Annotated in this window: 17 protein-coding genes and 3 tRNA genes; 8 read left to right on the forward strand and 12 right to left on the reverse strand. The window is 28.6% G+C overall.

Annotation, left to right across the window (positions count from 1 at the left end):
* Positions 1 to 126: 126 nt before the first annotated feature.
* Positions 127 to 1,677: an NAD(+) synthase gene (gene nadE, locus BT0_RS02610; protein WP_041178576.1), complete on the forward strand. Its 1,551-nt coding sequence runs from the start codon at positions 127 to 129 to the stop codon at positions 1,675 to 1,677.
* Positions 1,670 to 3,253: a PP2C family protein-serine/threonine phosphatase gene (locus tag BT0_RS02615; protein WP_011772466.1), complete on the forward strand. Its 1,584-nt coding sequence runs from the start codon at positions 1,670 to 1,672 to the stop codon at positions 3,251 to 3,253. The genes nadE and BT0_RS02615 overlap by 8 nt, the downstream gene beginning before the upstream one ends.
* 125 nt (positions 3,254 to 3,378) lie before the next feature.
* On the opposite strand, the gene BT0_RS02620 is transcribed toward BT0_RS02615, so the two are convergent.
* A complete protein-coding gene (locus tag BT0_RS02620; RefSeq protein WP_011772467.1) occupies positions 3,379 to 3,813 on the reverse strand; it encodes a hypothetical protein in 435 nt (144 codons plus the stop codon).
* A gap of 117 nt (positions 3,814 to 3,930) precedes the next feature.
* Here BT0_RS02620 and BT0_RS02625 point away from each other — a divergent pair, with 117 nt between their 5' ends.
* Together BT0_RS02625 and BT0_RS02630 are read left to right on the forward strand one after the other, a co-directional pair.
* The gene (locus BT0_RS02625; RefSeq protein WP_011772468.1) at positions 3,931 to 5,739 is read left to right on the forward strand and encodes a hypothetical protein; all 1,809 of its coding nucleotides are present in this window, start codon (positions 3,931 to 3,933) and stop codon (positions 5,737 to 5,739) included.
* Complete coding sequence (locus BT0_RS02630) at positions 5,732 to 6,517, forward strand: type III pantothenate kinase (protein ID WP_041178490.1); 786 nt, start codon at positions 5,732 to 5,734, stop codon at positions 6,515 to 6,517. The genes BT0_RS02625 and BT0_RS02630 overlap by 8 nt, the downstream gene beginning before the upstream one ends.
* 288 nt (positions 6,518 to 6,805) lie before the next feature.
* Here BT0_RS02630 and BT0_RS02635 read toward each other — a convergent pair whose 3' ends face one another.
* The 3 genes from BT0_RS02635 to BT0_RS02645 are packed head-to-tail and all read right to left on the reverse strand — an operon-like array spanning position 6,806 to position 9,499.
* Entirely contained in the window at positions 6,806 to 7,612 is an 807-nt protein-coding gene (locus tag BT0_RS02635; protein WP_011772470.1) for a TIGR02757 family protein, read from the reverse strand.
* Entirely contained in the window at positions 7,599 to 8,210 is a 612-nt protein-coding gene (locus tag BT0_RS02640) for a glucosaminidase domain-containing protein (RefSeq protein ID WP_011772471.1), read from the reverse strand. The genes BT0_RS02635 and BT0_RS02640 overlap by 14 nt, the downstream gene beginning before the upstream one ends.
* Positions 8,211 to 8,212: 2 nt before the next feature.
* Positions 8,213 to 9,499 (reverse strand): hypothetical protein, encoded by a 1,287-nt coding sequence (locus BT0_RS02645; protein ID WP_011772472.1) that lies wholly within the window; start codon positions 9,497 to 9,499, stop codon positions 8,213 to 8,215.
* A 391-nt stretch (positions 9,500 to 9,890) separates the two neighbouring features.
* On the opposite strand from BT0_RS02645, the gene BT0_RS02650 reads away from it, so the two are divergent.
* From BT0_RS02650 to BT0_RS02665, 4 genes are read left to right on the forward strand one after another with little or no spacing between them, the layout of a single operon-like run.
* Complete coding sequence (locus tag BT0_RS02650; RefSeq protein WP_011772473.1) at positions 9,891 to 10,649, forward strand: MBL fold metallo-hydrolase; 759 nt, start codon at positions 9,891 to 9,893, stop codon at positions 10,647 to 10,649.
* Between the two features lie 19 nt (positions 10,650 to 10,668).
* The gene (xth, locus tag BT0_RS02655; protein ID WP_011772474.1) at positions 10,669 to 11,427 is read left to right on the forward strand and encodes an exodeoxyribonuclease III; all 759 of its coding nucleotides are present in this window, start codon (positions 10,669 to 10,671) and stop codon (positions 11,425 to 11,427) included.
* Between the two features lie 26 nt (positions 11,428 to 11,453).
* Positions 11,454 to 12,200 carry a hypothetical protein gene (locus BT0_RS02660; RefSeq protein ID WP_011772475.1) on the forward strand — a complete coding sequence of 249 codons (747 nt, stop codon included), beginning with the start codon at positions 11,454 to 11,456 and terminating at the stop codon, positions 12,198 to 12,200.
* Positions 12,197 to 15,019, forward strand: coding sequence for a M16 family metallopeptidase (locus BT0_RS02665; protein ID WP_011772476.1), 2,823 nt, complete (start codon positions 12,197 to 12,199; stop codon positions 15,017 to 15,019). The genes BT0_RS02660 and BT0_RS02665 overlap by 4 nt, the downstream gene beginning before the upstream one ends.
* A gap of 22 nt (positions 15,020 to 15,041) precedes the next feature.
* Here the strand turns inward: BT0_RS02665 and BT0_RS02670 are convergent, their stop codons facing one another.
* From BT0_RS02670 to fusA, 8 genes are all read right to left on the reverse strand, one after another.
* Positions 15,042 to 16,475, reverse strand: coding sequence for a hypothetical protein (locus BT0_RS02670; protein ID WP_041178491.1), 1,434 nt, complete (start codon positions 16,473 to 16,475; stop codon positions 15,042 to 15,044).
* Positions 16,476 to 16,554: 79 nt separating this feature from the next.
* A tRNA-Glu gene (locus BT0_RS02675) sits at positions 16,555 to 16,627 on the reverse strand.
* 7 nt (positions 16,628 to 16,634) lie between these two features.
* Positions 16,635 to 16,707: transfer RNA gene (locus BT0_RS02680), tRNA-Lys, on the reverse strand.
* A 96-nt stretch (positions 16,708 to 16,803) separates the two neighbouring features.
* Positions 16,804 to 16,877, reverse strand: a tRNA-Lys gene (locus BT0_RS02685).
* 50 nt (positions 16,878 to 16,927) lie between these two features.
* The gene (locus BT0_RS02690) at positions 16,928 to 17,563 is read right to left on the reverse strand and encodes a tetratricopeptide repeat protein (protein WP_041178492.1); all 636 of its coding nucleotides are present in this window, start codon (positions 17,561 to 17,563) and stop codon (positions 16,928 to 16,930) included.
* Entirely contained in the window at positions 17,553 to 17,912 is a 360-nt protein-coding gene (locus BT0_RS02695) for a bactofilin family protein (protein ID WP_011772479.1), read from the reverse strand. The genes BT0_RS02690 and BT0_RS02695 overlap by 11 nt, the downstream gene beginning before the upstream one ends.
* A gap of 78 nt (positions 17,913 to 17,990) precedes the next feature.
* Positions 17,991 to 18,686: a Bax inhibitor-1/YccA family protein gene (locus BT0_RS02700; RefSeq protein WP_011772480.1), complete on the reverse strand. Its 696-nt coding sequence runs from the start codon at positions 18,684 to 18,686 to the stop codon at positions 17,991 to 17,993.
* A gap of 12 nt (positions 18,687 to 18,698) precedes the next feature.
* Positions 18,699 to 20,774: an elongation factor G gene (gene fusA, locus BT0_RS02705; RefSeq protein WP_011772481.1), complete on the reverse strand. Its 2,076-nt coding sequence runs from the start codon at positions 20,772 to 20,774 to the stop codon at positions 18,699 to 18,701.
* Positions 20,775 to 21,086 lie beyond the last annotated feature (312 nt).

The following is a 21,086-nucleotide window of genomic DNA, read 5'->3' on the forward strand; positions in this document are numbered from 1 at the left end:
TATTGAGATTTTTTTGTAATCAGTTTAGTTTTTAGGAGCCTGGAACAAATGATGAGATTAAAAAACTGTTAAGTGTGGTTCAGCATTTTCTTGTAATTTTTTCTGTTATTGCTTATTATTTACTTTGTGAAAATATGTATAGCGCAGACAAAATGTAGAGTTTTTAAGTTTAAGCATATTTTGGGTGTGTTTAAGAAAAATTATGAGTATGCTCTTCAAAATAAAGTTGATATTTTAGTGTTTCCTTTTATTTTTGTTGGGGGCATTGAGTATGAGAATTTGTTTCATAGAGCAGAATATTTGAAAAAAATTCTTGATGGCCTTGATTTTATAAAAGATCAGGTTGATGATAGACTTTGTGTTGTATTTGGACATTATAGTTTTTATGAGGGCAAATTATTAGATTGCGTATCAGTGGTAAATGATCATCAGTTTGTTTTGACAACTAGAGAAGTCAATAAGCCGTTCTTATTTAATTATAAGGGTCAAAGTATTGCTGTCTTGAATTTGGACGATGATCTTTTGTTTCAAGGACTTGAGGACAAATTTAATGGGTCTTTCAGTAAAGCTGACTATCTTTTAGTTCCATCAAAGTCTTATTTTACTGGCGAGAAGAATAACTTAAGGCTTAAATTTTTCAAAGAAGTAGCTATGAAAAATAATTTGGAAGTTGTTTATGCCAATTTATGCGGTGTTTATGGCTCTACTGTATTTGATGGTCTGAGTTTTTTTATTAATGAGTACGGAAAAATAAAACAGGCTAAGAAATTTGAAGACGATATTTTATTTAATGAAGGATTTCATGATTTAGAACTTGACTGTGAGTCTAAAATTTTTGATAAACTTATTGAGGCATTGATAAGTAGTTTAAGAGAATATGTTGATCTTTCTGGTTTTGATAAAGTTCATTTAGGTGTTTCTGGAGGAATTGATTCTGCTGTTGTTGCTTATATTGCATGTGCTGCTTTAGGGGCTCATAGAGTTGTTGGTATTTCTATGCCTAGTAGGTTTTCATCAAAGGGATCTGTTTTTGATGCAAAGGAACTTGCTAGGGGATTGGGATTTAAATTGATTGATATGCCTATTGAGGGCATGTTTCAATTTGTTTTAGAGTTTTTTAATGGGTATTTTAATACAAAGGGTGTTACTGAAGAAAATCTGCAAGCTAGGCTTAGGGGGCTTTTTTTAATGTCTTATAGTAATGCAAACAAGTCTTTGCTTTTAAATACTGGAAATAAAAGTGAAATTGCTGTTGGTTATTGCACTCTTTATGGTGATTCTTGTGGTGGAATTGCTTTGATTGGCGATTTATTTAAACGAGATGTTTATAATCTTGCAAAATATATTAATTTAAGAGAAGGTAGATCAGTGATTTCTGTTAATATTCTTTCAAAAGAACCTTCTGCTGAGTTGAGACCTGATCAAAAAGACAGTGATTCTCTTCCCAAATATGAAATTCTTGATGAGATATTAAGTCGATATTTGCTTGAGAATGAACCTTTGGAGTTGCTTTATGAATCTTTTGGAAAAGAAGTGGTTGCAAAGGTGTTAGATCTTTATTCTAGTAGTGAGTATAAAAGAAGGCAAGGTTCTATGATAGTTAAAGTTTCTAGGAAAGCTTTTGGTGATGATATTTTACTTCCTATTTCAAAAGTTGCGTTGACTGAGGATGAATAGTAATAATGTTATTAGTATATTAAATGAATTTAGTTTAAAATTAGAAGATATTTTCTTGCTTATCAATACTTATTCTTATGAACTTTATAAAGAAACCCCTAGGTATTTTTATGATGATATTACAAATTGTCTTGAGTTAACTTTAGAGATTGTTAATAAATTTCAAGGAGAGTTTGAAGGTTCTCAAGACTTAAGCTTAGGTAAATTTTTGATTAGAAGCATGAAATGTGATTTGGTTTCTTATTTGTATTTATCTTTGGAATTAATAGACAATTCTATGCATTATAGTGGGATTAGAGATGCTGGTATTGCTTTTTTTAAGGCAATTGCTTATAAGATCTCGTCGATAATATCTTATATAGAAATTGAGCTTGAAAATGTGTTTCTCTCTTCTTCTCTTGCAAGTAGACAAGCTTTAAATAAAGATGGACATAAGATATTGATTTTTTCATGTGATAGTATTTATAGTAAAAGACTTACAGATTATTTGATTTTAGGAGACTATATTGTTGTATCTGCAGATGCTGTTGACTTGTTCAATCAGTTACTCTGTAATGATTTTTATGATTTAATTATTCTTGATTTAAGTTCGGATGAAGATATACAGTTGATTTTAAACTTGCTTAAGAATATTAAAAATAATGGTCTTTATGAGATGATTCCTGTTATTGTTATTTCTCAAATAAGTGAAAAAGATATTATTCAGATTTTTATTGAAGAGCGAGTTGATGATTATTTTTTGAAAAGTTTAGATTTTTTGGTACTGGGTATTAGGATAAGTAGTTTTATTGAAAAGAAAAAGATTATAGAGCAGGGACAAAAATATTTAGATTTTGTACTTCGTGGTAGAAAATATTTTGAGAGTGAACTAATAGAAGCTGGAAATTATATTGAGAATTTATTGCCCAAGAAGATGCAAAACGAATTTTTTAATTCTAATTGGATTTTTGTTCCATCAAAAAGAATCGGAGGAGATTTTTTTAATTATTATTTTGTTAATGATGATAATCTAATAATTTATTTGATAGATATTTCAGGTCACGGGATAGGTTCTGCACTTTTATCTCTTAGTGTTTCAAGTGTTATTAATTCTTATATCATGAATAATAATGATATAAGTCCTTCTGAAGTTTTAAGATATGTTAACAGGTATTTTGTTAAGTTTAAAAGTGATATGTTTATTACATTATGGTATGGTGTTTTAAATGTAAAAACAAGACATCTAAGGTTTGCATCAGCAGGAGCACCGCCTGCTGTTGTTTTAAATGCTAAGGATAATGTCTATCTTCAAACAAGAGGAGCAATCCTTGGGATTAAAGAGATGTATTCTTGTGAGGAGAATGAATGTATATTGAGTAAATTCTCACACCTTTTACTTTTTAGTGATGGTGTTTATGAGGTTGAAAATGAGCAGGATGTAATAATGGCTATTGATGATTTTTATAAGATATTGAAAGACAATACATATGATTTAGATGATTTTATTTTAGTACGTCTTTATAAGAAGATGTTAAATTTATCAAGATATAATGCGTTTAGAGATGATTTTTCTATTTTGGAATTTATTCTTAATTAATGGGTAAGTTTTTAAAGTTTTGTGACTTTTGAATTTAATAGCTTGAGCTTTTATGTATGTGAAAAACTGCCTTTAAAAATTTTTATTAGTTATTCAGGAAAGTTGGATTATTTGTTTTTAGTTTCTTATTTTTTTACATTTTTTTTAGATGTTTGTTTATCTTGTGTTATGTTTGAGCTGTTAATAGATTTTAATAGTTTGTTTAGTGTCCAAGTTGAAAACTTGATATAAAGTTTTTTTATAGGATTTTTTGTATTTCTAAGTAGTACTTTTAGAGATTCTATATTCATTATAGTTATTATTTCTTTTAAAATTCTTGACAAGTTGTTAAAAATCTTAGAGCCAACTTTGTGTCCTTCCATGATGAAGTTTTGAAGAATTATTTGATCTTTTTTTTGTAATCTTCTCATGTATAGTTTTAGTATTCTTTCTTGTGAATTCATTATTTCTGCATTTATTTGTTCTTGTTTTTTTGATAATTTTTTTGATTCAATAATAGGTTTCTTGGGAAGAGATTTATATGGATTTGTTCCTGGGATATAGTTTTTTGGAATCTTCATTTATTTTTTTACTCCTATTTATATTGACTGTACATACTTCTATTAAGTTTATTAAGTTTTTTGCTTTTATACAACCGATGTTGATATTTTAATTCTTTATTATTAATATTTAATGATATGAATAAATATTGCGGTTTAAGTTTTTTTTACTTGTTAATTGGTATTCTATTTTTATTTTTGATTGTTTTTATTCAGTTTAGAGATTTAAGTTTAAATGTATTTTTATTAAAGGATTTAAAATTATTAGTTAATAATAAAGTTGAAGATAGTCAGTATGTTTTAGATAGTCTTATCCTTAGTATAAGGGGTATTAAGATAAATTTATCTAAAACCAAACCGATTATTATTCCTGCAAATGGGCTTCATCTTTATCCCATTTCTTATAAAGTGCAGGATAATGCCATTCATGTTTATTTTGAAAATAATATTTTCTTACTATTTTCATTTGATTCAAATGATAATTTTAATGTTAGTTCAAATCTTTCTAAAAAACTACTAATTAGTTATGAAATTGAGAGTGATTATAAAGTTTTATTTGATGAAAATATTATTATTAAGGGTACAGATGGTCATTTTGAGGTTGCTTTGGGAAAACATAGTCAAATGAATGAGAGAGAAATTTCAGTTAGTCCTCAGGAAGTTTTTCAGATCGGAAATTTGGTTGAAGAATCTCAGACCTCAGATGAATTGATCTCTAGAGAACCTTCTAGGGATATTCCTCTAGATATAAATTCACCGGTTGTTTATTCATTAATTAAGAAGGTAGATAAAAGTTTTTTTGACTCAGCATTGCTTGAATTTAGAAATAAAGCCTATGATGCATGGAGTCATAAATCAAACTTTAGTGTTGAAAAGGGTGGATGGCGTAGAGGTAATGTATATTCTTTTGATGAGGATATATTTATTTATCTTTTAGCTGAGTCTTTGAGAAGACCTAATTATGAAGCTACTTTTTTAAATCTTAAGTCTTTAATTGACCTTAATGAAGATCATTTAACATATTTAAGTGCAAGTTATTATGTTAATGCAGAAAGACTTGGTAAATTTTTTCGATATTTATCTGTAAATAAAACTTTTATTAATTCGCTTGAGTCGGATAAGCTTTTAAGATATTTAAAAGAAGATGCATATCTTTTGGAGAAAATTTTTTTATCTGAAAATATTTCCATTTTAAATGGTGCATTAGATATTTTAAGGAAACCGGAAGTAATATTGGCTTCTGGATTTAGTTTAACCCAGGCTTATAATGTGCTTTCTAATTATATTATATTCTTGCAATTTGATAATGATAGTTTTGTGCTTGGGAGACTTAGGGAAGAGTTAACTAAATTTGTATCTACTTTATTTTCTGTAACTAGTCATGGAGAAGCGTATGTTTCTGATAATAAGGATGACTTGTCTTGGGATTTTGAATATACACTTAAGATTGCCGGCTTACTTAAAAGACTTGCTTTCCAATTAGGTGATGATTTAATTTTGGAATTTGCTTTTAATGCTATTTATTATTCTTTACTTAAACCTGATATCGAGAAGATTCCTTATGAAAATTATTATGCTGATATTGTTGATAATGATTATATTCCGAAATTTAGTTTGTTTCCAAATCTTGGGATTGGACATTGGATATATGGTGCGTCAAAGATTGTAAATTTTAATTTTTCTAATGCGTTTTATTCTATTGATTTTAATCGTAATTTAAATTCTCCTGGGTATTTCTTTTTTAAAGGTATTTCAAATCCTACCTTGGTTAAGTTTAGGAATATTAGTTGGTTTACAGATCCTCGGTTTTACATATATTCTGATGGATGGAGATATTATTCTGATAATAAGATATTGGTTTTAAAAATAACACCTAAGAAGCCAGATGATATGAAAATTCTCTTAAGATTTGATGATATAAAGGTACTTAAGGATATTGATGAGTAAACTTGTTGCTTCAGTTCAGTTAATCATTGATATTGGAAACACCAGTATATCTTTTGCGTTATATGGACTGGATAAAATGCAGATATTTTGTAAGCTTAGCACAAAACGTGATTTGAGTTTTAAGGAGCTTTATGAGTTTCTTAAATTTAAATTTGACTGCAAGGTTGATCAAGTTTTTGTAAGTAGTGTTGTGCCAGTTATTGATAAAGTACTCATTAATGTAATTGTTGCTCTTTATAAGGTGAATCCTTTATTCATTAGATTTGATTTAAATTATGACTTAAGTTTTGATCTTTATAATACCAATCGATTTGTATTAGGGTCGGATGTTTTTGCAAATCTTGTTGGAGCTATTGAGTATTATAATATTAATGATGCTTTAGTAGTAGATCTTGGAACAGCTTGTACTATTTTTGCGATTAGCAGAAAGGAAGGCATACTTGGTGGCCTTATTAATGGTGGGCCTTTCACAAGTTTGAATGCATTAATTGAGAATGCATATCTTTTAACTGATTTTGATCTTGCAGTACCAAAGAAATTGCTAGGCTTATCAACTGTTGATAGTGTAAATAGTGGTGTGATTTATCAGTATAAATATTTAATAGAAGGTGTTTATCATGATCTTATGCGTAACTATGATAGGAAATTTAAATTGATAATTACAGGTGGCAATTCTTATTTGGTTTTACCTTTAATAAGTTTAGATTTTGTATCAAATTTGTATTTAACCCTTGAAGGCATTAGGATTTTGGGCAATGCTTTTAAAGTTGTTTATTAATGTTTTTTTTATATGTTTTTCTTGATAAAAATTTTTGTGCTGTAATTATTAAATACTATTGTACCGTAAGATAAATTTAAGTTTTTTTATTAAATAAATTTAGAGATGCTTTTGTGTTTTGACTTTTATATTTTATTATCACTGAATTTGTTTTCATTTTTTCTTTAGGTAAAACCTCCTTGAGTAATTGTTGAATAACATTTACTTGCAATTAAAATGTTTGCTCTTATTTAAATTTTCTGAAATTTTCATAAGTTTTTGCAGTATTAATATTTTAATGCCTAGTATTTAAAGTTTGAAAATATTTGTAAATAGTTCTTCTTTATTAAATTCTCTGTTTATTCCAAACCGGGTTAAAGAAAAATCATATTTGACAGGATCATCTTTATTCTCTTTTGCAAAATGTTTTGTTACTTCTATTGCTCTTTGAATACTTACATTTTTTTTGTTTTTGAGATTAAATAGTTTCGATGAGATATTTGTCATGTGAGTATCCATTGGAACTATTAAATTTGATGGGCTAAATTTATTCCAAATTCCTAAGTCAACATCATCTTTTCTTATCATCCATCTTAAGAATAGAAATAGTCTTTTACAGGCACTTCCTCTTGAAGGTTTTGGAAGTATTATGCCAAATTGGTGTCCATTGATGTTTTCCATTTGTGTTATTAGGTCGTCTAGGCTTGATATGAAATTTTTATTTTTTTTGTAAATGTTATGAAGTAAATTTTCAATTGTTAAGTATTTTTCTTTTACTTTCTTAAAGGACATTAATAGTCTTACAATATCTTCTGTTTTGAAAAATCTATAAGTAAAATCTTTGTATATTATGTCTAATTCTTCTTTTTTAAGTGTTTTAAGTGTTTTTGAAGGTTTATTTCCAAGTGGTTTTAAAACAGACTCAATTGCTGTTAATATTCTCTCAACTCTTCCTAGTGCGAGTGATGAGCTAATAAGACCTGCCAGTTCGATGTCTTCTTTTTCTGTATATTTGTATAAAAATTCTAGTGGATCTGGATGAACAAATTCGCGTTTATTGTATTTATTGTATATCCATTCTAATATGTCTAATATAGTATCCTTATTTTTTTGCATTATCAGATTCTAATAGTCCAAGCAATATTTTCTTTAACTTTTTGTCATAAAACTTATCTTTGGCCCATTTTCCCGTAAGATCGTATATTGTTGGAGCAGATCCTCTTTGCACTAGATAAAATCTAGGATCAACCATATTGGATTTTATGTTTTGTCTTGAGGCATAAGCTTTTAAATGTTGAATATGAGCTCTTATTCCTTCTTTAATATTAGAAAAAGAACTTCCCTTTGTAAAGTTGTCAGTAGCTCCTATACCTGAGAAGTTGTGTTGCTCTTTAGAGACGATACCATTGAATTTTAAAATTCCCGTTTCAAGTAGCATTTGAGCATAGGCAATATCATAATTTATTCCTTCAATTATGGCCTCATCTATATAAGTTTGTGCAATTGTTTTAACATATTCTGCTTCAAGGTAAGGATTCATTTTCAATGTGTATTTTACAAGATCTTCTACTTGACTTATTCCTTTACTTAGTAAAAAGGGAATGTATTTTTCTTTTTGTATTTCAGTGTTTATTTCAATTATTTCTTCAATGCAGTAACTCTTTACTGTTAGTAATGTCAAACATATTGTTAACAGTATAAATTTTTTTTGCATTTTTAAGATCCTCTGTCCTCAATAAATTGATTGATTTCGTTGGTTATAAAATCAAATCTTGGTAGCATTAATTTTTTGTCTTTAAAGAAATTGAAACTTTCTAAATAACTTCTACTAAAGATGAAATCAGAAATTTCACCAATATGATTCATGTTGATTACTTTTATAGAGGATGGATCTATGTCTGTTTTTTGCCATTCATTTTCATCTTGCTTTATTAGTAGTTGCAATGCTTTTATTTTTGAGCTTTGAGGTTTGCCACCGATGTTTATGTATTTTTTTATTTGTTTGTTTTTACTAATGATTTCATTTGCAATATTTGCTTGATTTCCCATTGTAATTAGAGTTAATTGATTTAGATCTGTTCTTAGATTTAGAAATTTTAATTTTTGAGTTGATTTAATAAGTTCAAGAATATTTTGAATCTCTGTAACTTCAGATATTTTGTCTTTTCTGTCGCTGAAAATTTTAATAGGCTCTATTAGATACTTAATAGTTGTGTTAGAAATGTGAGCTAACAATCCTGCATTTTTATTTTTAATAAAATTATGAGTATTTATATGTCTGTATTGTGGAGCATATAGATATACAATGTTTCCTTTTTTAACTAATCTGTTTACAAATGATTTAAACATTGAATCATGAGAATAAAAGGGAAGTATAACTAAGATACTATCATATAGTTTTTGATTGTCACTAATTGGGGCATCTTTATATACATTTTCATATTTTGGCAGATAGTTCATTTCATTTATGAAAAATGGATTAAAATCGTAATAAAAAAAAGGATTTTGGCTTTTAAAGCCTAGGGTAAGACTGATTGGATACCAAACTGATAGATTTAAATTATTCTTGTGATCTTTAACTTTTGTAAATCCTATTTTGTAGGTGGAATTGACATCTTTTTGGTAGTCTGTAAAGAATCCAAGGTATGAAAATATTGTTGCAATTAGTACTACCATTATTGATGGTAGTACTATCATTATTTTAAATGGAATAGTAAAAATAATTCTTCTAAGTTTATTATCTTTCTTTTTTGTTTGTCTTCTAAGAATTATTGTTTTTATGGTTTTCATGGTAGTTGTTATTAAGAAAAATAAAAATATGGATCCTGTATAGAACATTAATGGTCTAACCTCTATGAGATATAGAGTAATTATAAAAAATATTCCTGGGAAAATTATGAAATAATCTTCGTAAGAAAATTCTCTTTTAAAATTGAAGAAATTTATTATTAAAAATATACTAAAGCTTATTAAAAATATTGTTTCATAAGATTGTTCATGCATAAAAAATAATTTTTCCTTAAATAATTATAAGCATAAAAACTCTATTTACAAAATAATTTATTGAGTTATAAAGTAGATTATAATGATATAATATAATTTATAACTCAATAAGTTAGTGAGTTGGTATTTATTTTGTTTAACTTTAAGTATTGATTATAACTTTTTAAATTTTTATTTGAAAATATAAAATTGGAGTTATAATTAATTATACTTGACATAGTTTATAATTTCTTTTTCTGAATGGTTTGTGATACAATACCTTAGAATTTTAACTGTAAATGGTTTCAATTTTGTCTTTTTTGTTTATTATTTCTTGTTTGATATATTATTTTCTTTTATTGTTTGGTTTTAGTGTGGTATAATTGGATTCTTTAAGAGGCAATAGTGGTACATGTTGGGAATCTTTTTAGGAACCGGTTCTTCAAGTGGTGTTCCTATGTTGAGTTGCGATTGTAGGGTATGCAGTTTAAACTTTGGTAAAAACAAGAGGCTTAGGAGTTCATTTTTAATCAATTTATATGGAATGAACTTGTTAATTGATACAGGTCCTGATATCAGAGAACAGCTTTTAAGAGAAAATATCGTTAAGTTAGATTTGGTATTGTATACTCATGAGCATTATGATCATATTATGGGTCTTGATGATATTAAATTTTATACAAGAGGTGCTCCTTTGTCTATTTATGCGCGAGAGAGTACAATGCAACATATTAGAAATGCTTTTCCGCATAATTTTTCATCAAAAGTGTCTATAAGTGGGAAAGCAAATATTATTCCTAATTTGGCGGTGGATTTACAGCAAATTTTTTTTAGAGGAATAAAGATAATGCCCATTCCTTTATTACATGGGGATATAATTAGTTTAGGATATAGAATAAACAATCTAGCATATCTTACTGATGTTAAATTTATTCCTGAAATTTCTTACAATTATTTAAAGGGATTGGATGTACTAGTAATAGATGCTTTAAGGCTTAAACCTCATCCTGGACATTTGAATTTTGATGATGCTATTGTTGAGGTTAAAAAAATAGATCCTAAGATTGCTTATTTTACACATATTTCACATGATGTAATGCATGAAGAATTTGATTATCTAAAGAGAGATAATATTTATTTGGCTTATGATGGTCTTCAGATACATATGTGATTTGAATTGGTAAATAATTATGAATTTGATTTCTTGGAATGTCAATGGAATAAGAGCTATTTTTGGTAAAGGTTTTCTTGAGTTTATTGAGAAATATAATCCGGATGTTTTGTGTCTTCAGGAAACTAAGGCTTTCAAAGAACAGTTACCAAAGGAGCTTATTAATATTGAAGGGTATTATTCATATTTTTCAAAATCCATAATAAAGGGTTATAGCGGGGTTGGTCTTTATTCAAAGGTTAAGCCTATTAAATTAGAAAATATGAATATGGAAATATTTGATAGGGAAGGAAGATGTCTTATTGCTCATTATCGTGATTTTATTCTTATTAATGCATATTTTCCTAATTCTCAATCTTTAAGAAAAAGACTTCCTTATAAGCTTGAATTTTTAATGAGTCTTGAGTCTATTGCAAATATGTTTGTAACTTCTGGAAAAAATATTGTCATTTGTGGTGATTTTAATATTGCGCATACGGAGATTGATTTGGCTAATCCTAAGACCAGCAGAGAATCTGCTGGTTTTTACATTGAGGAGACTACTTGGATGGATAACTTTTTAAATGGAGGTTATGTGGATACATTTAGAATGTTTAACATGGATCCGGGGAACTATACCTGGTGGGATTATAAAACAAGGGCAAGAGAGCGTAATATAGGCTGGAGAATTGATTATTTTATTGTAAATGAATTTTTTAAATCAAAGGTAAAAGATGCTTTAATTTTAAGAGAGGTCATGGGTAGTGATCATTGTCCTGTTTTTTTGGAGTTAAAGTAGTAAAGTGATATGTATGAGAGATATATATGGGTAGGTATTTTATAACTATTCTGATTTTTTTTGTTCATGGTTTTAGTTTTGGGATTAATTTAGAGAGTATTGATTTTTATCGCAGTCTTGAGAAGAAAGATCTATTATTTGTGATCCACTTATTGGATCGAGAGAGATATTTAACTCAAAAGAATGAGCTTTTTACATATATTGATTTAGCTAAGCAGGTTTTGTCTGAAATGGGTTTTGAGGTTTTAAGTGGTGGTAATGAGTTGGATGGTATTCAACATATTAATACTCTACAACCTCCAGAAAATTATAATAGTTCGAAGTTTGTCTTAAAGGCCTCGAAAGCTTTAGACATTTTTGTTTACTTTGATGATAATGATGGGTTTTTGAAAACTTTAGATGGGCGCAATGTAGGTATTCAAGATGGTAAGTTTATGATTTTAGAGCCAGTATCCTTTAAAAGTTATGATAGCTTATCAAATGAGCATACTACTATCGAAATTTATGAGATGAGTATTGTAAATCCTGATTTCAGTAAATTTGTTTTAGATAAATTGAAACCTTTTGTTTATGTTGGGGAATTGAATAAGAGAGTTTACCTTGATGATATTTCAAAGTTATCTAAAGGAGAACTTTTATTTTTATTTTATGAATTGTTTCCTCTTGCTAGGTTAAAGGGTGTCAATGATTGGTATGATTTTGGATTTTCATCTATTCTTAAAGAAATTAAAAAAATTTATAACGTAAAAATCAACTCAAGGAAAATAAAATGAAATATGAACATATTGACAATATTAGCATATTAAAATTTATCTTTTTAATTTTGGTCTTTCTTTTTTTATCTTGTTCATCTTCTAAGTTAAAGGTCGATAAAAACTTAGTAAGTGGACAACTTAAAAATGGACTTAAATATTATATTTATGGCAATCAACTTCCAAGTAAGGCTGTTCATATGGGGATTTTGTTTAATGTTGGCTCTTTAAACGAAGAGGAAAATGAGAGAGGTTTGGCGCATTATCTTGAACATATGGCTTTTAAGGGTACAACGGATTATCCTGGTAGTGAGGGTATGTTGGAAGTTCTTAAAAAATTTGGGATGAAATTTGGAGCTGATATTAATGCTTATACTAGTTTTGATAAAACTTATTATCATCTTGATTTGCCAGATGGTGGTAATGAATCAGAGATTGATGAGGCTTTGAATGTGTTAAGGAACTGGGCTTTCCAAGTTAAATTTGATGAAGTAGAAATAGATAAAGAGCGTAATGTTATTCTTGAAGAGAAAAAGCGTAGAGAGAATTATGCTGGTAGGGTAGCTGAAAAAATATTTGGGGTTATTTTTAATAATAGTAAATATGCAGTCAGATTTCCTATTGGACTTGAAGAGAGAATTTTATCTTTTAAATCAGAAGACTTTAAGAAATTTTATAAGAAATGGTATAGACCAGATCTTACTAGCATCATTATTGTGGGAGATATTGCCCCTGAGAAAATTGAAAAGAAAGTAAGAGAACGATTTGCATCGTTAGAAAAACCAGTAAGTGAGCCTGAAAGGGTTAAAATAAGTTTGGATACTATTATTGATAAAACTTTTGTAAGTATAGAAGATATTGAGACCCCATTTCCTAGTATGAATTTTGTTGTTAAAAAGAAGATTGAGAATAATTTTAATACTATTGATGATGTTAAAAGATTAGTTGAAAAAACCTTATTAGACGAGCTTTTTGTAAATAGATTTTATGAGTTAAAGATTGCTGGAACAAATTATTTTATGTCCTTTGATAAATTTGATTCACAATTTAAATCAGATAATAATTATATTTTAATTAATGAAATTTCTTTTAAAATTAATCCAGAGCATTTTAAAGAAGCTATTGAAGGATTTTTTTATGAGATTGAGAGGATTAAGAGGTTTGGTTTTACGAAGGGGGAAATCGATAAGATCAAATCTAAGCTTATAAGTTCTGCTAAACTAAACAAGGATAATATCAATAAGCGATATTCATCTAGTATTGCGCATACTTTAGTAGATGTGGCGTCTCAAGGTTATTTGATGTTTGATATGGATGAGTATTTTGATATTTTTATTGATCATCTAAGTAAAATTAGTTTAAAAACAATATCAGATTTTGCCAGGAATGAAGCATCTATAGATGATATGGCTATTATTTATTCTTATTCTAATAAGTCTCATCCCAATTTAACTTTTGAAGAGATGAAAGAATTGCGTAATTTTGCTTTAGAGAGAGAAATTAAACCTTATGATGATGTATCGATTCAAGGGGAATTCTTTAAAAAGTCTTTGGAACGCAAAGATATTATTGATGAGCAAGAATTGTTAGATGGAATTTCATCCTTTATTCTGGAAAATGGAGTTGAAGTTTATTTTAAACATAATGAGAATAAGCAAAATGTAGTCAATTTTAGTGCATCCTCTTGGGGTGGTTTGTTAAGTGAGAATGCTGAGCTTATACCTGTTTTGTCTTTGGCCCCAAGAGTAGTTTCTAGTTCAGGGTATGGAGATTATTCTCAGCTTCAAATTGAAAAATATTTGTCAGACAAAATTGTAAGTTTGTCACCAACAGTTGGTGATCAAATGACAAGCATTAATGGTAGTGCTGATATTAAAGATCTTGAAACTCTTTTTAGGCTTATATACTTTACCTTTAATGAGCCAAAGATAGATGATGTTGTTTTACAAAGTATCATTGATGATATACAAGCAAGAATTAAGAGTAGAGAAAATAGTTCTAAACATCTTTTTTATAGTGCTGTTGAGCGATTTTATAACAATGATGATTATCGTTTGAGAGATATTAAAGAATCTGATTTGAAAAATGTATCTAAAGATGTTCTTTTAGATTTTTATAAAAAAAGGTTTACTTATGCAAACAACTTCAAATTTGTCTTTGTAGGAGATGTTGATTTAGAGACAATAAAAAATCTTTCAAGTAAGTATTTAGGTAATTTAAATTCAAAAAAATTGAATGAGTTTAGAGATTTGGATTATTCTTATAAAAAAAGCACGGATAGAATAGTTATAAAAAAGGGTGAGGATTCAAGTAGTCTAGTGTACATTTTGTATCCTTTTAAGTTCAATTATACACCTGAGAATATTTTAAATTATGAGGCTTTAGCATCGCTATTAACTGAAAATCTTATTAAAACCGTTAGAAGGGAGATGTCTAGTGTTTATTCAATAGGAGTCTCTTTTGAGTATTTGCTTAGAAAACATTCTAATTCAGATGGTTTTATGACTGTGTATTTTACGGTTGAACCTAAGGTTTTAGATAGTGTATTGCAGGTTGTTAATGAGTATATCTTAGAAAAACAAAAATCAGATTTCGTAGACAAAGATTTTGATTATATTAAGAAAAATATTATTAAAAATAATAGTATTCGTTCTGAATCTAATGGGTATTGGCTTTCAAAGATATTAGGTTCAATTCTTTGGTATGGTGCTTTAAAAGATACTTTCAGTGATAAATTTATTGAAAATAATTTAAGTAAAGACATCATAAATATGTTGTTTAAGAAAATAGATTTTAAGCAAGGGGCAGAGATTATTTTACTTCCAGAAAAGGATAATTAATTTGAAGTTTTGTTAGCATATATCATATTTTGCCTTCAAAAAGGATTAATAGTTCCCCGGCTATTAGTCCTTTTGATTTCCATAATAATTCTTCTAATGTTATAGCCCATTTTTCATATCTCTTTAGTCCAAATTTGGAAAAATATTTGCTGTTAGTCAAATATTTTGCAATATCTTTTTTTGAAATTTGCGTGGTATAGGTGAAGAATTCGTTTATTATTAAATATTGAGATTTAACATCATAACCTTTATTGTCTAAAAATTTGATCCAGGCTTTTTTGTCTTTAGATGAGACATTTTTATTCCAGAAATTAAAGATTGCTTTATTGAAATTATTGTCTGTAAAGAAATACATGTGTAAGATTTCATGCATAAATATTGTCATTTGGGCTGTTTTTGACATAGTTTCATCTTCTGCATAAGTTGCAAATGCAATATTTCTTGATTTGTCTTTTATTTTAATTGTATTGTTTTCAATATGTGCTAATTTATTAATTATAATTAAGTTTTTTAAAATTATTTCTTCTTTATTTAGTTTGATATTTGATTTTTGTGCTACATTGAAGAATGTAATTATATCTTTAAGTCTGTAATTATGACCTTTCCATCCTACTTTATTTTTTAGCTCGTTGTTTGATAATAACATTCCTCTAAATCCTTTTTTTTCGATAAAAAATGCAATTCTTTTTAACATTAAAGACTGATCGTTTAAGTTTTTGAATTTGAGTACATATATGTCAGGTTCTGCTATTAGCTTAAATAGCTCAAATGAATCTCTTCTATAGTTTTCTTTTTTATAATTAAAAATGAATTTTAAATCAGAATTTATTGGTTTATTTATATCGTAGTAAGCATTCATGTCAATATATCCAATTTCGCTTATTTGAATCATATTGTTATTTTTAGTAGATTTTATTTCATCATTCTTATTGTTTAGTGATGTGTACTTGACAAAATTAGATAATACTATTTTTTGAGATTCTTTTTCTGAACATAAGTTTGTGATCATGGGACTTAATATTATTTCTTTTGCTTTAAAGCCTATGATGGGAAACATATTGTTGTTAAGATTAAATTTAATAAAATATTCATTTTGATTGATTAATATTTTAAATTTCTGAGGATTTGATCTTGCTGTTTTATTCTTTGAATTTTTTATTATAATGTTATTTAGATTGATAGATTTGATATTATTCATCTTGATTTCTATTGTTAATATTTTATCTTGATTAATGATTTTTGGAATATTATATGAGTAATTTTTGTCTTGAGTGTTGATTTCTATGCTTGCATTTTCATTGATCTGAAGATTTAGTACAATGTGATTTATTTTATCTTCATCATAGTATATTTTTTTTTGATTGTTATGGCTGATCGAGAATTTTATTTCTTTTTTGTTTGCGTATATTATATAAAAACTTGTTAATAAAATTAATACCGCTAGGATATTTTTCATTATTATGTACAATTACTATAAATTGCTACAATTGTATATAATAATGAAAAATAGAGAACCCCATGAGATTCTCTATTTACATCCTCTAGGGGAATTGAACCCCTGTTGCCAGGATGAAAACCTGGAGTCCTAGGCCACTAGACGAAGAGGACAAAAAATTGAGCTCAGTAGGGCTTGAACCTACGACCCTCGCCTTAAAAGGGCGATGCTCTACCAGCTGAGCTATGAGCCCTTAAATAGTTAAATTTGCCAAAACTAATTATACCATTTATTTCATAGTATGTCAATACCTTGAAATAAACAAGATTCTTAGCTTAATCCATGCAAGTGAGCTGCACAGGACTCGAACCTGTGACCTGCGGGTTAAGAATCCGATGCTCTGACCACCTGAGCTAGCAGCCCTATGTTTATTAATAAACTAATAAATAGGATAAATGCTTACAAATATAATGTCAAGGATTATGATTGTTTTTTTCTATCTTTTTTAGCAGGTTTTTTGCTTCTAAATGATTGGGATTTAAGGTTAGCAATTTTGTTAGAATTCCTTTTGCTAAGATTGTATTTTTTGCATTAAACCTTGCTTTTGCAAGCTTTAATAGTATGTTTTGATTATTTGGCAAAAATCTTAAAGCATTTTCATATGCGAAATCAGCTTCATTATATCTTTCAAGTTTGTAAAAAGAGTCTGCAGTTAAAATATATACTTTAGCTATTCTTGCTCCATTAGGCTCAAGACCAATATATTTTTGAAAATGTTTAAGAGCGTTTTTATATTGTCCTTGAAAAAAATAGGCTTCTCCTAATGCTTGGATTATTCTTACATCATGTTTATTTATTTCAAGTCCTTTGATGGATTCTAGTTCTGCTCTTTTGTATTCGCCTGTTGCTATTAGACTCCATATAAGTATTACTCTTGCATCTAAATTATTTGGATTGTATTTTATTTCGTTTTGGGTATTGAGAATAGCTTCTTGAAATTTGCCTTGTCTGTAGAGTAAAAGCGAATCTTCTTTTCCTTGTGCATTTAGGAGGCTTAGGCATGAGAGTAATATGAGAATTATTTTTGAGCAAAAATTTTTATTTACCATTTTTTTCCTCCATTTCACAATTTCCGTTAAAGAGTGCCCCTGAATCTATGAAGAGTTCTTTTGTTTTAATGTTTCCGATTAAATTTCCAGTTTTATAAATTTTTATTGTTTCTAAAGCCTTTACATTACCTTTCATTGTTCCATGATTTAGGAAATTATTACACTTGATTTCTGCTTCTACATTAGCTTTTTCTCTTAGGTATATTGAACTTGTAGAATTTATGATTCCTTTAAGTACCCCTTCAATGATTATTGGTTTATTGCTTTCTATATATCCTTCAAATTCAAAATTACCCTTTATAACATTTTGGGTATTGTTTTCTTCAAATTCTAGAGTATCTATGCTCAATTTAACTCCTAAAAATGAATGCTTGACTTAAGCATTCATTTTTACTTTAACGTTAGCTTTAAATTTGTATTTTGGCTTTTAATCTTTTCTTTCTCCTAAAAATCTTAGTAAATATAAGAATAAATTTATGAAATCTAGGTAAAGCTTTAGAGAGGCTACAACTGCCATTCTACTTTTAATTTCGGTACCGTCTTCTAACATTCTATTCATTTTAGAAATATTTTGAACATCGTAAGCCGTTAGACCTGTAAATAATATGACACCTAAAATTGAGATTAAAAAATTGAGCCCCGAACTTCTAAAAAATATGTTAAAAATAGATGCAATAATGATGCCCCATAATCCCATAATAAAATAGCTTCCCATTTTTGTAAGGTCTGTGCTTGTTGTGTATCCGTAAAAGGACATTGCAAGGAAAGTTAGAGAAGTAATTCCAAATGTATAGAATATTGAACTTTGAGTATATATCATAAATACAGAAGATAGTGTTACTCCTGTTAAAGCTGAGTATCCTAGAAAAAGAGCTGTTGCTGTGCCGCTTGATATTTTCTCGATTGCTCCGCTTATTGCATAAACAAGTCCAAATTGTACAAGTATCATTGCTATATATGACATTGGATTTGTGAATATTATAGCTCGCATTGCAGGATTTTCAGATGTTGTGTATGCAAATATTGCAGATATTAAGAGACCAATTGCCATTAATCCAAAAACCTGAGCCAAAAATTTGTTTTTTATTCTTATTTCTTGTTTTTCATGCGTTAATTCAAACATAATGATTCCTCCTTATTTTTGTTCGTTAAATTTTTTGCATAATTCATTAAATGTTGTACTTGGAACTTTCCCGTATCTTAGGAATTCCATTGAAAATTCAGCTTTTCCTTGTGTGGAAGATCTTAAAACGGTTGAAAATCCAAACATTTCACTTAAAGGTACCTCAGCTTCAACTTTTGAAAAATTTCCTTCTTCAACAGAGCCCAAAATTATTCCTCTTCTTTGGTTTAAGAGACCAAACATATTGCCTTGAAATTCGGTTGGACCTTCAAGAGTTACTCTCATTATTGGCTCGAGTATTGTAGGTTTTGCCTTATTATAAGCTTCTCTGAATGCTCCTATTGCTGCAAGTTGGAATGCAATGTCTGATGAGTCAACAACGTGATATTGACCGTCATTAATTGTGACTTTAATCCCGACAATTGGAAAGCCGATTAAAGTTCCCTTTTCCATAGCCTTTTGGAATCCTTTGTCACATGATGGAATGTATTCCGTTGGAATTACTCCACCTTTTATAAGATTGACAAATTCATAAGTTTGTCCTTCACTTTCAAGTGGTTCCATAAAGCCAGCAACTCTTCCAAATTGACCTGCACCTCCTGATTGCTTTTTGTGAGTATAGTTAAATTCTGCTTTGTCTGTAATGGTTTCTCTGTATGCTACTTGAGGCATCCCTGTTTCAACTTCTGCTTTAAATTCTCTTCTCATTCTTTCAATGTAAACTTCTAAGTGTAGTTCACCCATTCCTTGTATTATTGTTTCTTTTGATTCGGCATCTACATAAGTTTTGAATGTAGGGTCTTCTTTAGTAAACCTTGCAAGAGCTTTTGCCATGTTGTCAGCTGATTTTTTATCCTTAGGTTTTATTGATAAAGATATTACTGGTTCTGGAATGTACATTGATGTCATTGAATAGTTAATTGAAGGGTCGCAGAATGTATCTCCTGATGCGCATTCTATCCCAAATAATGCAACGATATCACCACTGCTTCCAAATTCAATGTCTTCAGTGTTATTAGCATGCATTCTAATAAGTCTGCCAACTTTGAATTTCTTAGAAGTTCTTGAATTTATTAGTTCTTGTCCTTTTTTTAAAATCCCTTGATATATTCTTACATAAGTTAATTGTCCGTATTGTCCATCTTCTAGTTTAAAAGCCAGTGCTACAGTTGGTAAGGTTTCATCAGTTTTAAGTTCAATTTCTTTTTCGTTTTCGTTTAGGTCAAGAGCCACATTTTTGATGTCATGAGGAGAAGGCAAAAATCTATTTACAGCGTCAAGTAAAAGTTGAACACCTTTGTTTTTATAAGCAGAACCCATAAATACGGGACAAAATTTTAAAGCCAAAGTACCTGTTCTAATGGCATCATATATTGTCTCTACAGCTATATCTTCTCCTTCCATATGAAGTTCCATAAGTTCATCATTAAAATCAGATAAAGCATCAAGCATTATTTTTCTCTTTTCTTCAGCCTCATTGATTAACTCAGCAGGAATTTCCTTTTCTATAATTTCTATTCCATCTTTGCCTTCAAAGTAATAGGCTTTCATTAAAACAAGATCCACAACGCCCATGTGTTTATCTTCAAGTCCTATTGGAATTTGCATTAAAACTGAGTTTAAACCAAGCTTATCTTTAAGTTGATCTTTTACATTGTTAGGATTGGCTCCGGTTTTGTCACATTTATTTACGAAGGCAAGACGTGGTACATTATATCTTTTTAATTGTCTGTCAACTGTAATTGATTGAGATTGAACTCCTGCAACAGAGTCGAGAACAAGTATCGCGCCATCTAGCACTCTAAGTGAACGTTCAACCTCAATTGTGAAGTCAACGTGACCCGGAGTATCAATAATATTTATTGGATGGTTTTTCCATTCAACGTGAGTTGCAGCAGATGCAATTGTGATTCCCCGTTCTCTTTCAAGTTCCATTGAATCCATTGTTGCTCCAACTCCATCTTTTCCCTTTACTTCATGAATGGCGTGAATTTTGTTGCAATAAAAAAGAATACGTTCTGTGAGTGTTGTTTTTCCTGAATCAATGTGGGCACTAATACCTATGTTTCGCAATTTTTTATAGTCCATGGAATATTTTTCCTCCTGAATGATGTATACTTAGAACACTAATTATCCTAACTATTCTACATAATTTTTTAAAAAAAGTCTATTTTAAACTGTTTTGGTCGATTTTGACTTAAGGGAGTTTCATTGTCTAAATGTTAAGTAATATATTTAATTGCTTTTTTTAGCAGGGGTTTTTTCGTATTGAATTTATAAAATTAAATTAATTATTTTTCAATTGTAGCTTGTGAGAAAGTCCAGTTATTTATAGACTTGCTTGACTAAATTGTATTAAACATATACAGTTAATTATAAGGAATATATCATTTAGTAAAT

It is taken from the genome of Borrelia turicatae 91E135 (assembly GCF_000012085.2).
Classification (GTDB): Bacteria; Spirochaetota; Spirochaetia; order Borreliales; family Borreliaceae; genus Borrelia; species Borrelia turicatae.

What these genes read in the sequence shown, in the direction of transcription:
- BT0_RS02615 (WP_011772466.1), top strand. Translation starts at nt 1,670, where the DNA reads ATGAATAGTAATAATGTTATTAGTATATTAAATGAATTTAGTTTAAAA.
- BT0_RS02620 (WP_011772467.1), bottom strand. Translation starts at nt 3,813, where the DNA reads ATGAAGATTCCAAAAAACTATATCCCAGGAACAAATCCATATAAATCT.
- BT0_RS02625 (WP_011772468.1), top strand. Translation starts at nt 3,931, where the DNA reads ATGAATAAATATTGCGGTTTAAGTTTTTTTTACTTGTTAATTGGTATT.
- BT0_RS02630 (WP_041178490.1), top strand. Translation starts at nt 5,732, where the DNA reads ATGAGTAAACTTGTTGCTTCAGTTCAGTTAATCATTGATATTGGAAAC.
- BT0_RS02635 (WP_011772470.1), bottom strand. Translation starts at nt 7,612, where the DNA reads ATGCAAAAAAATAAGGATACTATATTAGACATATTAGAATGGATATAC.
- BT0_RS02640 (WP_011772471.1), bottom strand. Translation starts at nt 8,210, where the DNA reads ATGCAAAAAAAATTTATACTGTTAACAATATGTTTGACATTACTAACA.
- BT0_RS02645 (WP_011772472.1), bottom strand. Translation starts at nt 9,499, where the DNA reads ATGCATGAACAATCTTATGAAACAATATTTTTAATAAGCTTTAGTATA.
- BT0_RS02650 (WP_011772473.1), top strand. Translation starts at nt 9,891, where the DNA reads ATGTTGGGAATCTTTTTAGGAACCGGTTCTTCAAGTGGTGTTCCTATG.
- xth (WP_011772474.1), top strand. Translation starts at nt 10,669, where the DNA reads ATGAATTTGATTTCTTGGAATGTCAATGGAATAAGAGCTATTTTTGGT.
- BT0_RS02660 (WP_011772475.1), top strand. Translation starts at nt 11,454, where the DNA reads ATGGGTAGGTATTTTATAACTATTCTGATTTTTTTTGTTCATGGTTTT.
- BT0_RS02665 (WP_011772476.1), top strand. Translation starts at nt 12,197, where the DNA reads ATGAAATATGAACATATTGACAATATTAGCATATTAAAATTTATCTTT.
- BT0_RS02670 (WP_041178491.1), bottom strand. Translation starts at nt 16,475, where the DNA reads ATGAAAAATATCCTAGCGGTATTAATTTTATTAACAAGTTTTTATATA.
- BT0_RS02690 (WP_041178492.1), bottom strand. Translation starts at nt 17,563, where the DNA reads ATGGTAAATAAAAATTTTTGCTCAAAAATAATTCTCATATTACTCTCA.
- BT0_RS02700 (WP_011772480.1), bottom strand. Translation starts at nt 18,686, where the DNA reads ATGTTTGAATTAACGCATGAAAAACAAGAAATAAGAATAAAAAACAAA.
- fusA (WP_011772481.1), bottom strand. Translation starts at nt 20,774, where the DNA reads ATGGACTATAAAAAATTGCGAAACATAGGTATTAGTGCCCACATTGAT.